Raw genomic sequence first — 12,354 nt, 5'->3', positions numbered from 1 at the left:
AAGGTGTTGCAAAACGAAGTGAAAATGAGTAATTTTAGTCCTAGAACTATGTCAAATTCATGGATGAAAGATTATGATGAGGCTGTCCTCAGGTACGAGGGCTTTTTAGATGGTGCTCAGGACAAGGCTCGCGAAATGGCAACGAGGATGTTGTTGAAAAACAAGCCCTTAGCTGAAATCGTCGAGTTTACGGGGCTTCTTGAATCAGAAATTCTTCAAATCAAGGCGACCCTTGAACAGAAATAAAAATGAATTTAGCCAAGGCTCACGAGTGTGAGCCTTTTTTACGTAGATTGTAATCCCTTATTTTGGGCGTTTCTTCCTACTGTCTACTTCCTACGTCCTACTGGATTTTTTCTAAATTTTGCGCGTTAAAACTACAAAGGAACCCTTATGGAAAACATTACCCAGATTTGGAAAAAGATTCAGTCCCCCGAATTCAACCCGGCTACCGATATGAACCTGGTTGAAACCGTGAAGCAGGTCGCATTGACCTCCCAGGAACCGGCTAAGGTCAGCTTTGGTACCTCCGGCTGGCGCGGTGAAATCGGTTCTGAATTCACGCTCCGCAACTTGCAGGTTGTCGGTGCTGCTATTGTGCGTTTGTACAAGGAAGCAACTCCGGAACTCTTCGCTGCTCTGGGTGTCAAGGATTTTGCTGAACTCCAGAAGCGTGGTGTGGTCGTTGGCCATGACAACCGCTTGCTCGGTCACGAATTCTGCGAAGCTGTCGCAGACCAGTTTGCAAAGGCTGGCGTGAAGGTCTACTACGGTGGCGAAATGCCGACTCCGGAATTCTCCGCTGCTATCGAAATGCTCGGTGCTGCTTGCTCCATCAACATGACTCCGAGCCACAACCCGAGCCACTACAACGGCATCAAGTTCAACCCGGCAGACGGCGGTCCTGCAGGTCCGGAAATCACGAACGTCATCACCAAGCTTTCTAACGAAATGATGGCTACCTGGAAGTTCGAACCGGTCTCCAAGGTTGACTGGGAAATTATCGACTCCCTTAAGATTTACAAGGAATTCCTCGTCAAGCAGGGCACGATCAAGTTCGACCGCATCAAGGAATTCATCAAGAAGGGCCGCCTCACGCTCGTGTGTGACCACGTTCACGGTTCTACCCGCCGCCGTCCGGCTGCTCTCCTCGACAATCCGGAATGCCTCATCACGCTCCGCAACGAAGACGATTCTTTGTTCGGTGGTATCGCTCCGGAACCGTCCAGCAAGAACCTCGAAAAGGTCCGCAAGGTCCTCGACGAAAGCAAGTCCTGGTTCCGTCTCGGTGCAATCTTTGACCCGGATGGCGACCGTATCCGTTTCTACGATGGCACTCGCGAAATCGACATGAACCAGTTCGGTGCAATCGCTTTCCACTACATGGCAACTTGGCGCAAGGAACAGGGCTGCGTGGCTAAGTCCGTTGCAACATCCAACTTTGTGAACATCATTGCTGAAAAGCTCGGCGTTCCTGTCATGGAAACTCCGGTGGGCTTCAAGAACTTCCGCCCGTGGCTCTCTCGCAATGCTAAGCAGAAGGCTCTCGTCGCATTCGAAGAATCTGACGGTATCTCCGGCCTCAACAACACGCTTGAAAAGGACGCCCAGTTCGGCCTCCTCATCGCTCTCGAAATTCTTGCTACGACTGGCAAGAACCTCGGCGAATACCTCGACGCTTTGTACGAAGAATACGGCCGCTTCTACCCGACCCGTTCTGGTTTCGAAGTCGACAAGTCCCTCGTCGGTGCTCCGCTCAAGGCTAAGGTCGATGCTATCGCTGATATCGCTAAGCCGGGTGCAAAGGTCATGGTCGGTGCAAATGAAAAGACCGTGAAGCAGCTCCTCACGCTCGATGGCGTGAAGGTCATCTTCGACGACGATTCCTGGATGCTCGTGCGTCCGTCCGGTACGGAACCGAAGGTCCGTATTTATACGGAATGCCGTAACCCGGATGAAAAGGATCCTATGTTCGAAGCTGCCAAGGCTTTGTTCTTCAAGAACTAAGGACAAATTAAGCGAATTGGATTAGGGAAATGAAAAAACTTCTAACGGTCATCTTCCTTGCGTGTGCCATTGTGTTCGCGCAGGAAGGCTCCATTAAGCCGGAATTCCAGGCTTTCTCTGGCGCCTTGATCAAGCTCAAAAAGGCTGAGAAGGGTTTCCACAAGTTTAGGCTCCGAGTCGATGTGGCTCCGTGGGCATTCCTTGCGGAAGGTGAAGTTCAGGCTCCCGGTGGAGATTCCGATGTCCTTATAACAGCTCTTTTCGATAGAGCGCTCTACGCTGTGCTTGCCTACATTCCGGACAAGATTGCTGCCGGTTCCGATGGCGAAGAATACAACGTGGGCTTCTTCGACATGATGCTTTATTACGACGAAGAACCGACTAGAATTCGCAACTTGTCGTTCAAGCTTTTGCCGCCTGCAAATGACAGCTGGGCACAGAGCATTTTGGATGATGCTCTCCAGTCTGGTTCGCTTCTCGGTAGAATTTGGGGCGGTAAGTTCGAACGTGAAATTACTAAGGCATCTGCTGTTCCTATAGACAAGACAAAGCTTGTCGATATGCAGCAGAAGCGTCAAGCGGCTAAAGCAGCAGAAGCTGAACGCAAGGCTAAGGAAGAGGCAGACCGCAGGGCTCGTGAAAAGGCTGAAAAAGCAGAAAAGGCTAAGTTCAAGTCTAAAAAGCACGATGACCTTGATTGCTCTAGCCGCAAGCTCACTGCCAAGCAGAAACGCCGCTGCAAGATGAATGGAAAATAGAACTTAGAATCAGTCAATAGTCATTGGTCAGTGGTTCTTAGATATAGCTAGGCGGCAACGCCGCGATTATTTAAACTACAAACTAATAACTAATGACTAACAACTTTTTTTAACAACTAGAGGTAAATTATGTCCGGTCACTCCAAATGGGCCACCACCAAACGCAAGAAAGCCAAAACCGACGTCGCTCGTGCCAAGGCTTGGAACAAGCTGATCAAGGAAATCTCCATCGCTGCTAAGCTCGGCGGCGGCAACCCTGACGCTAACCCGCGTCTCCGTGCTGCAATTCTCAAGTCCAAGAGCCAGAGCTTGCCGACCAAGAACATTGAAAGTGCTATTGCCAAGGGTACGGGTGCTAACTCCGGTACCGAAATGACGGAACCGTTGTACGAAGGACGCGGCCCGGCAGGCATCGCTATCATGGTGCAGTGCATGACCGACAACAAGGTCCGTACGGTTGCTGAAATCCGTAACATCTTCAACAAGAACAACGGCTCCATGGGCGAGTCTGGTTCCGTTTCTTGGGCATTCACTTACAAGGGCGTGATTGTCGTCGATGCTGAAAAGTATCCGGAAGACCAGATCATGGACCTCGTTCTCGAAGCTGGCGCAGAAGACATGAGCACCGAAGATGGCGTTCATGAAATCTCCACTTCTCCGGAAGCTTTCGACGCTGTTTCCAAGGCTCTCGAAAATGCTGGGATCGAAATGATGAGCGCAGAACTCAGCTACGTCCCGAATGACCCGGTCAAGCTCGGTCACGACGACGCTGTCAAGCTCCTCAAGCTCATCGACAAGTTCGAAGACCACGACGACGTTCAGGAAGTCTACCACAACGCCGAAATCGACGAAGCTGACATGGACGCTGAATAGTCCGTAAGGCGAGTGATGCGGGATTGCTTGCAATCCCATAACCGAGCCGCAGGACGGACGCCGAAGCCGAAGGCGTAGGCGTCAATAGTCCGTAAGGCGAGAGTCGCGACGGCAAGCTTGCTTGCCGGCATGACCGAGCCGAAGGATGGACGCTGAAGCCGAAGGCGTAAGCGTCAATAGGAATCCAGTCAAATTTTAAAAAGAGAACTGTTGCGATTGTGACAGTTCTTTTTTTATTTACATCAATAATTTGTACTTAGTAGACGAACAATTTGTATATTATCGCACAAAGAAGGAGTTGGCATGACAATCCATAAGTTTTTCCGCCTGTGTAGCTTGACTGTCGCATCACTTTTCTGGGCTAGCTGCTCAGATTCTGATCCTCAGCTTTATTACCCGCAGTCAGCCAAATTGGATCCTTCCGAAGATGTGGAGGAGAGTTCTTCTTCCGAAGCGGATTCTAGTTCTGCTGAAATTGAATCTAGTTCTGCGGAATCTGAAGAGTCCTCTAGTTCGGCTGATGAACCTCCCGAGAGTTCTTCCGAAACACCGTCTTCTAGCTCTGCAAATTCCAGTTCTTCAGATGTTTCTAGTTCATCGGAATCTGAACGTTACATTTTAGCAAAAGATTCTTCTGTGACGTGCGTAAAAGAATCCCAATTGTTTCCTTCTACATCTTGTCAAACTTCGAGTTATACATGTGATGATTATAAAGAATATTTGGGTAAGGATACTAGCGTTACTGAAAGGGTCCTGAATAAATGGGAGGATGCACTAGAGTTTTGTGGTGCCATTTCGGAGATGCCGTCTGTAGTGTATGGCGTTTTTCCGCCAGCTTGCAATCCTAACGCTGTTTATCTATCCTCGGTGCTTAAATGTTCTAATGATAGCACCTATAGATATTATCAGTTGGATGGAAATTTAGCCTATAGGAACACGCAAGAATATAACGAGGCTCATGGAATTAGCTCTAGTTCAGCACCTCAAAGCTCAAGCTCAGCTGAGCCTTTAGTCCAATCATGCAAGCAAGAAGACTTTGTGCTGTTTGCCGATATCCTTGCTGATGTGCAAAAAGCATTGTACGAAAAAATCGTTAGCGAATTGCTAAAGAATGCTTCTTTGACTGAATCTCAAACAACTTATTTAGAAAAACTTCTAGATCGCGAAAATAAAACGTTGAAGGGCAACTTTGCTCCGTATCGTTTGGGAAATCTAGAAGTTGAATATACTTCGATGGATGGTTATTCTGAATATTGGTTTGACGGCTATATTGCCAAGACCAAAACTTGTGCTGACGGAACTCCAGAAACGACAGAACGTTATCAGGAAAAGTACGATTCGATTTTAGCAGAATGCCTTGAATTGATTGAGAAAGAGTCTAAAGCTTCCAAATAAATTTTAGTTCCTTGTTCCTAGAAAATCACGAAGGAGTTGGTATGACTATCCATAAATTTTTTCGCCTGTTTAGCTTGACTGTCGCATCGTTTTTTTGGGCGAGTTGCGGTGGTGATTCCAACCCCCAGTTGCCTGTTTTTCGTGCGTCCGATCCTGATTCTTCGTCTGATGCAAATGAAAGTAGCTCTAGCGAATTATCAAGTTCTGCGGTAGCGCCTGAATCAAGCTCTTCCGAAATGCCGCAGCAAAGTTCTTCTTCTGAATCCGCATCGAGTTCGTCGCGCGTTGAAAGTTCGTCTAGCGCTAACAGCAGTTCGAGTTCTGCTGGTTATGTATTAGCGAGAGATCCATCTGTTGGCTGCAAGCAAACGCTTTACCCAGCGTATCGCTATTGTTACGAAAGTTGTGATGCGGCTAAACGCGATTTGGAAACCAATGGAATTATTTCTAAAAATGAATTGGAGCGGGCCGAATTTGGACTTGAATCATGTAGGGCTATGGAGTATATTTCATCTGTGGTTTATGGAGTTCCTTTTAATCCTTGCCCAAAACCGATTCATTTTGAACCCGCTTATGAGTGTTCCAATGATAGTACTTATAAAGAATATTGGTTAGAAGATAATCTAGTTTATACAAGTGTTGCGGAATATAACGAAGCTCATGGAGTAAGTTCCAGCTCTGTTCCTCAAAGCTCCAGTTCATCAGAAGAAATGATTCGTAATTGTCCTCAAGAGGATTATCTTCCATTTACAGGTATCCTTGCAGATGTCCAAAAAGAACTGTACGAAATAATTGAACAAAAACTCAAAGACGATGTTTTGTCGGAAACGGAGCGGACATATTTGGAAAGTCTTTTGGATCGAGAACAGAAAACTTTGAAGAATTCGACTCCACATGAACTCCATGATTATGTTGCCATTGCGCCGTATTCACCGGATCTTTTGTGGGATGATTATTATTATAAAATAGACTCTAAAAATTGGTTCCGTGGCTACATCGCCAAGACCAAGACTTGCGAAGATGGCACGCCCGTGATAACGGAACGCTACAAACAAAAGTACGATGCAATTTTGGCGGAATGCCTGAAGATTATTGAAACTAATGCCAAGACTGCTGAAGACGAAGATTAGTTCGTTGTTCATTGACGGAATGTCAACATTTTTATTTGAATAGAATGCACTTTAAGACCTCTTTTTGTGATAAATTATATGTTAGAGAGTGAAAGGAGAATCTTATGAATATTCGCAAGTTTTGGCGTTTGAGTTTTTTGACTGTCACATCGTTTTTTTGGGCAAGCTGTGGCAGTGATTCGAACCCGCAATTTCCTGTAATGCAATCTACTAATCCGGATTCGTCAGCGGATGCTTTCGGGGATAGTTCTAGTAGTGATGCTGCTTTACCTGAAGAGTCTTCAAGTTCTTTGGCTGAAGAAAATACGAGTTCTTCAGATGTTGGCGCGACTAGTTCGTCTGATGCTGCGATGAGTTCTTCGAATGTCGAAAGCTCTTCAAGTGCTGACATGACGGAATCTTCAAGTTCTTCGGAACCCGTGAAATATCTCATGGCACGGGATACTTCCGTGACTTGTGTAGAAGGGTCGTATAAGCGAAGCAATTGCCCTGAAACTACGCATAGTCCTACATGCGATGATTATAAGAAGTATTTAGGGAAAGATACATCGCTGTCTCAAAAAATTTTGACGGAATGGGAAGATAAACTTCAATCGTGCGGATCTATTCAAGAAATGGCGCCGGTTTATGGTATCGTCAGCCCTGGTTGTTATCCTACTTCGTATTATGACGCTCCGATGATTGTGTGTTCTGATACACGCACTTATAGGAGTGGGTACAAAATCGAAGGGAATCTTTTCTATACGAGCGATGAAGAATATGACATAGCCCATGGAATTTACCCTGAAGATTGGGTCAAGTCCTGCAAACAAGATGGGTTTGCTTTGTTCCCGGATATTTTGGCCGATGTGCAGAAAAAACTGTATGAGATTGTTTCTGGAAGGCTTATGGAAGATGTTGCCAGACCTGAATCGGAACAAAAATATTTAAATAGTCTTTTGGATCGTGAAAATAGAACATTAAAGGGTCTTTATGAACCTTATTTTTCTGCCGATAATGAGGCAGATGTTTTCCTTTTAAAGGATAAATCGAAAAATTGGTTCAACGGTTTTATTGCAAAGACGAAGGCTTGCGCAGACGGAACGCCTGAAATTACAAAACGTTATCAGGACATGTATGATGCGATTCTCGCGGAATGCCTTGAAATTATAGAGAAGAAATCAAAGGCTGCAGAATAGTTTATTTGTCGAAAGCCTTTCGTCATTTCGAAAGCTTCACGTCATTCCGCAAACATCTCGTCATTCCGAGTGTAACGAGGAATCCAGTCAAATCTTGCGGATTCCTTTTTTCGTCTAATTTCTACCCAGCGTTTCACGGTAGCTGTGGACGGCGTCCTTATATTTGCTGACGGCTTGTGCGATGCGGTCGGCGAGGTCTTGCTGTCCTGCCTTAGTCATCATGTAAGCTTCGTCTTCTTCGTTGCTGATAAAGCCTAGTTCAATGAGCACGGCTGGCATCATTGCGCCTACGAGAACCATGAATCCCGCACCGCCGACGCCTGTGTTCATCTTCTTGATTTTTCCGCCATCAAAACTGTCTAGCAATTTCTCAGTGAAGAGGTAGCTAGTTTGTTTGTACTGTTCGAGGCGAGCTTCGAGCTTGAACCATTCCAGCGGTGAAAGTTCGTCCTTGGCGTTTTTTTCGCCGTAGAGCGTGGCAACCGCGTTTTCACGACGGGCAATAGCCTTGTCTTCTTCGCTTTCCGGGGCGCGCAGCACGTAGAACTGGTAACCCTGGATAATCTTCTTGCGTTCTTCGCTCGCGTCGATGGCGTTACAGTGCAGGCTGATGAAGAGGTCTCCATCCCACTGGTTTGCCAAGTTTGCGCGTTGGCGCAGTTCAATGAAAACATCCTTGCTGCGGGTGAGCTTCACGTTGAAGCCTTCGTCCGCGAGGTTCTTGCGCAAAAGCTTTGCAACGGCGAGAACGATATCTTTTTCTTGAGACTTCTTGCCCGAAGCGCCGGGATCCTTGCCTCCATGTCCAGGGTCAATCACGATGGTGCGGACTTCGCGTGTGCCTGCGATTTCTTGCTTCGGAGCCTTCGGCTTTACGACAACCGGCTGTGCAGGTTTCTGTTCGGCGGGCTTTGCAGCGGGCTTGGCCGGCGCAGTTTCTTTTGCCTTAACTTGTGCGGTCTCGGTCTTTGTTACAGGGACCGCTGCAACCTTACTGGAAATTTTCTTGGCATCGTTCTCGGCAATCCACAGATGCCCGTTATCGAGCTCCGGCGCTGCCGACAAATCGACCGTGCGCCCGTTGCGCGTCATGTACGGAATGCCGACGGCGAACTTGAGCGTGTCCTTTGCTGAAACAATCGAGAACGTCTTTTGTACCGGATACCAGTGGAACGAACCCTTGATTTCGCGGGCGACAGACTCCACATCGACCCTTGCCGTAGCAGCGAGGGCCAAGCTACATGCGACTAGCAGTAAAGCTAAAATTAGCGATGAGCCTTGGCGGCGCGAGCCATTTCCATCTTGGCGTCGCGGACTAGAATGTCCTGTCGCTTGTCGTGTTGATCCTTGCCTCGGCATATTCCTACTTCGAGTTTTGCAATACGGTTCTTAAAGTACATTTTCAGCGGGATGATCGTGCAACCCTTCAATTCCTTCGCCTTGCGCATCTTCTGGATTTCGTGCGTGTGGGCGAGGAGCTTTCTCCTACGTGCAGGGAAATGGTTGAAACGGTTGGCGAAAAGGTATTCATCGATATGCGCACCGACGAGCCAGAGTTCATCCTTGTTTTCGTCGATATCAATCCACGCTTCGCCCAAAGTGCATTTGCCGTTACGGATAGACTTGACTTCCGAACCGATGAGCATGATTCCCACTTCAAAAGTTTCATCTACAAAATAGAGGTGGTTCGCCTTGCGGTTCTGGATAACGGGCGTACTAGATTCTTTCTTGATCATCTTTAGGGACAAAAGCCTCTTCTAAGTCGAAAGGAACGTTGTTGATTTTTTCGATCAGGTCCTTGCTGGGTTCGAACACCGGACGCACCTTGGCGGGAATGTTCACGAGCTCGCCAGTTTTGGGGTTCCGAGTGCGGCGTTCCTTGCGCTGTTTATTCTTGAAGCGACCGAATCCACGCAACTCGATATTGTTGCCCTCGATAACGCAATTGGAAATAGCGTCGATGAGTTCTTCCACGATGACTTTGGTTTTTACTTGCGTAAATCCAGTCTGGGAAGCGATTTCATCAACGATTTCCTTCTTAGTTATGTTGGACTGAGTCGCCTTCATATTAAAGAATTTACAATAATTTTAAGCAACCGTTACGCTTTTTTGCTCCAACCGATGCTTTTTTTGTGCATATGGGGCACTGCAGCGTCCAATGCCTGCTGCAATTCAGCGCAACCTTCGCCAGTGACAGCCGATGTGATGACCACTTTCTGGCGGTGCTTCTTGAATTCCTTGATGGCGTTTTCGATGCCGAGGTCGCTCTTGTTGAGCGCTACGACAAAGTTCTTTTCGGCAAGCTTCGGGTGGAATGCCTTGAGCTCTTCCTTCAAGACCTTGAACTGTTCGTAAGCGTTTTCGGCAAAACCGTCAATCACAAAGAGCAGTGTGTGCGTACGTTCGATGTGCTTGAGGAACTGGTGGCCAAGGCCCTTGCCTTCGCTCGCGCCTTCCAAGAGACCCGGAATATCGGCAACCACAAAGCTGTGGCCGTTCACCTGGACGATGCCGAGCACCGGTTCAAGCGTTGTAAACGGATAGTCGCCAACCTTCGGGCGACCGCTAGAAATCTTGTTCACGAGGCTCGACTTGCCTGCGTTCGGGAAACCTACGAGCCCCACGTCTGCCATGAGCTTGAGTTCGAGGAACAGCTGGCGGACTTCGCCTTTTTCACCCGGAGTGCACTTGCGCGGAGCCTGCACCTTCGGGGTTGCGAAATGCTGGTTGCCCATGCCGCCCTTGCCACCGCGAGCCGCAATCCACTTCTGGCCCGGTTCAGTCAAGTCCGTGAGGATGTGGCCCTGTTCGTCCTTGACGATTGTGCCGCGCGGAACGCTAATAATCAAATCTTCGGCAGATGCGCCGGAGCAGCGCTTGGCGCCACCGGGCTGACCGCTCTTTGCCTTGTAAATGTGCGTGTTGCCCATGTCGAGGAGCGTGGTGTACTGCTCGTTCACCTGCAAAATCACGTGACCGCCACGACCGCCATCACCGCCATCGGGACCGCCGAGGGGTACAAACTTTTCACGATGGAAACTGCAGATGCCGTCACCGCCTCTGCCGGAGCGAACTTCAATATTTTTTTCGTCTAAGAACATAGCCCAAATTTAGAAATTTTTGCGATTTGGGGAAGAGGGATGTGCTCAACAAACACATTTGTGATTTGTCATGCCGGATTTATTCCGGCATCGGCTATTCCAATTAAGCTAAAACATGTTATATTAGCTATGGCTTTGACTTTGACGATGCTTCGTGCTCGCTTTCTCTTTTGTAAATTTTTTCGATTCTTGCTAACGGTTGTTTGCAAAATAAATCGTCCGACGGACGATCCCTTGTTTTTGAAATTTCATCATTTTATATTATGAGAACCACCTTAGTAGTGTGTTGTCGGGTTTCACCTGTCTAGTGACGCTCCAGAGTTAATATATGCGTTGTTATATGATTCAAAGAGGACAAAGCTATGGCTAGACCCATTCGTGAAACTCCGATTCTCTATGGCGAGGATGCTCGTCGCTTTCTTGAAAACATGAAGATTCGTCGACCGGAAACTCCAGAAGCTCGTGCTCAGCGCTTGCGCGATTATGAGTTTATGAAAAAGGCTTACGAACGTGGTATGGCTGAACAGCGTGCCCGAGAAGAAGCTAATGGAGGTATAGATCCGTGGTTCAAGAAGGTATAGATACAGAAAAATTAAGTTTTATTAGGATTCGACCATATTATTCTGTTAAAAATTTTAATTGCGGTGATCGCGATTTAGATGATTTCATTCTGAATCGTGCGTCTGCATTTCAGAAACATTTGCTTGCTGTAAGCTATGCTTGTACCGATTCTGGTACAGGTCAAGTATTGGCTTATTGCAGCCTTGCAAATGACAGGGTGGCATTGGACAATTTCAAGGATAAAACAGAATTCAATCGGTTCCGAAAAAAGAGTGGTTTCCCGAACGAAAAACGTTTGAAAAGTTATCCTGCGGTCAAATTATGCCGCTTGGGCGTTGATGTCTCGGCTAAAAAACATAGAATCGGGACGACAATCCTCAATTACATCAAGTCTATGTTTGTGATTGACAACAAGACAGGTTGTAGATTTTTGACTGTTGATGCGTATTTGAACGCCGTTCCTTTTTATGAAAAGAATGGTTTTCGGTTTATGAATTCTGAAGATGACGATCCGCATACAAGGTTGATGTACTTTGACCTTATGGATTTGGTTGCGTAATTAAATCTAGCAGCAGTAGTCGAGTAGTCAAATCTGGTAGTAGTAAGGATAAAGGGGATCGAATGTTTTATCTTCCGACTTTGATTCCTGCCTGTGCTTCCGCCAGTCTTGGTAATGCTCGTTTTATAGAGTGCAAAAGCCCTAATGACGTACAATGCCTCAAAAAAATAAATGGATGTAATTTTGCTGCTGTTGAATATTGCGGATGTTGGGAAAGCGAAGATGCGTATATATACTATCGCAACAAAGATAAAGGACTAAACCGGTAGTGTATCTGTTGGCTATGTAATTTTATTGTGTTTTTTGCAATTTTTTCTTAAAAAAGCTATATTCAAGGTATGATTTGCCCGTTTTGCAAGAATGATAACGACAAGGTTGTCGATAGCCGCGTGAGTGGCTCGTCCATTCGTCGTCGTCGTGAATGTTGTGCCTGTGGTCGTCGCTTTACGACTCGTGAATATATCGAAGTTCAGCCGCTGACCGTCATCAAGCGCAGTGGCGAACGCGAACCGTTCCAGCGCGAAAAACTCCAGCGTGGCGTCATGAACTCTTGCAAAAAACGTCCGGTTTCCATGGACGATATCGAACAACTTGTGACGCGAGTTGAAAATTCGTTGCAGATGTCAGAGGGCTTTGAAGTCAGCTACGATCAGATTGGCAACCTCGTGATGCAGGAACTCAAAAAGCTCGATGCCGTTGCTTATGTCCGCTTTGCTTCCATCTATCGTGAATTTAAGGAAGTGGGCGAGTTCGTCGACCAGATCAAGACTCTTGATAAGTAATTCGTCTTTT

Annotated in this window: 13 protein-coding genes and 1 pseudogene; 10 read left to right on the top strand and 4 right to left on the bottom strand. The window is 47.0% G+C overall.

Annotated elements, in window-relative coordinates; all coding sequences use genetic code 11:
• The 7 genes and pseudogenes from BUC30_RS09890 to BUC30_RS09860 all read left to right on the top strand — a co-directional run.
• A pseudogene (locus BUC30_RS09890) lies at positions 1–246 on the top strand (hypothetical protein); the annotation flags it as partial.
• Positions 247–393: 147 nt separating this feature from the next.
• A complete protein-coding gene (locus BUC30_RS09885; protein ID WP_073424668.1) occupies positions 394–2,007 on the top strand; it encodes a phosphohexomutase domain-containing protein in 1,614 nt (537 codons plus the stop codon).
• Positions 2,008–2,036: 29 nt separating this feature from the next.
• Positions 2,037–2,765, top strand: coding sequence for a hypothetical protein (locus tag BUC30_RS09880; RefSeq protein ID WP_073424667.1), 729 nt, complete (start codon positions 2,037–2,039; stop codon positions 2,763–2,765).
• A gap of 129 nt (positions 2,766–2,894) precedes the next feature.
• A complete protein-coding gene (locus tag BUC30_RS09875) occupies positions 2,895–3,638 on the top strand; it encodes a YebC/PmpR family DNA-binding transcriptional regulator (protein ID WP_073424666.1) in 744 nt (247 codons plus the stop codon).
• Between the two features lie 303 nt (positions 3,639–3,941).
• The gene (locus BUC30_RS09870; protein WP_073424665.1) at positions 3,942–5,033 is read left to right on the top strand and encodes a hypothetical protein; all 1,092 of its coding nucleotides are present in this window, start codon (positions 3,942–3,944) and stop codon (positions 5,031–5,033) included.
• 41 nt (positions 5,034–5,074) lie between these two features.
• Positions 5,075–6,163, top strand: a complete 1,089-nt coding sequence (locus BUC30_RS09865) for a hypothetical protein (protein WP_073424664.1) — start codon at positions 5,075–5,077, stop codon at positions 6,161–6,163.
• 104 nt (positions 6,164–6,267) lie between these two features.
• Positions 6,268–7,341 (top strand): hypothetical protein, encoded by a 1,074-nt coding sequence (locus BUC30_RS09860; protein ID WP_073424663.1) that lies wholly within the window; start codon positions 6,268–6,270, stop codon positions 7,339–7,341.
• Between the two features lie 114 nt (positions 7,342–7,455).
• Here BUC30_RS09860 and BUC30_RS09855 read toward each other — a convergent pair whose 3' ends face one another.
• From BUC30_RS09855 to obgE, 4 genes are read right to left on the bottom strand one after another with little or no spacing between them, the layout of a single operon-like run.
• Positions 7,456–8,577: an N-acetylmuramoyl-L-alanine amidase family protein gene (locus BUC30_RS09855; RefSeq protein WP_073424662.1), complete on the bottom strand. Its 1,122-nt coding sequence runs from the start codon at positions 8,575–8,577 to the stop codon at positions 7,456–7,458.
• A 29-nt stretch (positions 8,578–8,606) separates the two neighbouring features.
• A complete protein-coding gene (gene smpB, locus BUC30_RS09850; protein ID WP_014545305.1) occupies positions 8,607–9,089 on the bottom strand; it encodes an SsrA-binding protein SmpB in 483 nt (160 codons plus the stop codon).
• Entirely contained in the window at positions 9,058–9,408 is a 351-nt protein-coding gene (locus BUC30_RS09845; RefSeq protein ID WP_012820190.1) for an HU family DNA-binding protein, read from the bottom strand. Before BUC30_RS09845 ends, smpB begins: the two co-directional genes overlap by 32 nt.
• Before the next feature lie 32 nt (positions 9,409–9,440).
• The gene (gene obgE / locus BUC30_RS09840; RefSeq protein WP_012820189.1) at positions 9,441–10,442 is read right to left on the bottom strand and encodes a GTPase ObgE; all 1,002 of its coding nucleotides are present in this window, start codon (positions 10,440–10,442) and stop codon (positions 9,441–9,443) included.
• 362 nt (positions 10,443–10,804) lie between these two features.
• Here obgE and BUC30_RS09835 point away from each other — a divergent pair, with 362 nt between their 5' ends.
• The 3 genes from BUC30_RS09835 to nrdR all read left to right on the top strand — a co-directional run bounded on the left by BUC30_RS09835 (position 10,805) and on the right by nrdR (position 12,344).
• The gene (locus BUC30_RS09835; RefSeq protein ID WP_073424661.1) at positions 10,805–11,023 is read left to right on the top strand and encodes a hypothetical protein; all 219 of its coding nucleotides are present in this window, start codon (positions 10,805–10,807) and stop codon (positions 11,021–11,023) included.
• A complete protein-coding gene (locus BUC30_RS09830) occupies positions 11,005–11,562 on the top strand; it encodes a GNAT family N-acetyltransferase (RefSeq protein WP_073424660.1) in 558 nt (185 codons plus the stop codon). The genes BUC30_RS09835 and BUC30_RS09830 overlap by 19 nt, the downstream gene beginning before the upstream one ends.
• A gap of 338 nt (positions 11,563–11,900) precedes the next feature.
• Entirely contained in the window at positions 11,901–12,344 is a 444-nt protein-coding gene (gene nrdR, locus BUC30_RS09820; RefSeq protein ID WP_073424659.1) for a transcriptional regulator NrdR, read from the top strand.
• The last annotated feature ends 10 nt before the right edge of the window (positions 12,345–12,354 follow it).

The sequence above is a fragment of the Fibrobacter sp. UWB7 genome (genome assembly GCF_900142945.1).
In the GTDB taxonomy this organism is placed as follows: Bacteria; Fibrobacterota; Fibrobacteria; order Fibrobacterales; family Fibrobacteraceae; genus Fibrobacter.
Note: the sequence above shows the minus strand (reverse complement) of the source record. Positions and strands in the feature narration are given on the sequence as shown.

What these genes read in the sequence shown, in the direction of transcription:
- BUC30_RS09885 (WP_073424668.1), top strand. Translation starts at nt 394, where the DNA reads ATGGAAAACATTACCCAGATTTGGAAAAAGATTCAGTCCCCCGAATTC.
- BUC30_RS09880 (WP_073424667.1), top strand. Translation starts at nt 2,037, where the DNA reads ATGAAAAAACTTCTAACGGTCATCTTCCTTGCGTGTGCCATTGTGTTC.
- BUC30_RS09875 (WP_073424666.1), top strand. Translation starts at nt 2,895, where the DNA reads ATGTCCGGTCACTCCAAATGGGCCACCACCAAACGCAAGAAAGCCAAA.
- BUC30_RS09870 (WP_073424665.1), top strand. Translation starts at nt 3,942, where the DNA reads ATGACAATCCATAAGTTTTTCCGCCTGTGTAGCTTGACTGTCGCATCA.
- BUC30_RS09865 (WP_073424664.1), top strand. Translation starts at nt 5,075, where the DNA reads ATGACTATCCATAAATTTTTTCGCCTGTTTAGCTTGACTGTCGCATCG.
- BUC30_RS09860 (WP_073424663.1), top strand. Translation starts at nt 6,268, where the DNA reads ATGAATATTCGCAAGTTTTGGCGTTTGAGTTTTTTGACTGTCACATCG.
- BUC30_RS09845 (WP_012820190.1), bottom strand. Translation starts at nt 9,408, where the DNA reads ATGAAGGCGACTCAGTCCAACATAACTAAGAAGGAAATCGTTGATGAA.
- obgE (WP_012820189.1), bottom strand. Translation starts at nt 10,442, where the DNA reads ATGTTCTTAGACGAAAAAAATATTGAAGTTCGCTCCGGCAGAGGCGGT.
- BUC30_RS09835 (WP_073424661.1), top strand. Translation starts at nt 10,805, where the DNA reads ATGGCTAGACCCATTCGTGAAACTCCGATTCTCTATGGCGAGGATGCT.
- nrdR (WP_073424659.1), top strand. Translation starts at nt 11,901, where the DNA reads ATGATTTGCCCGTTTTGCAAGAATGATAACGACAAGGTTGTCGATAGC.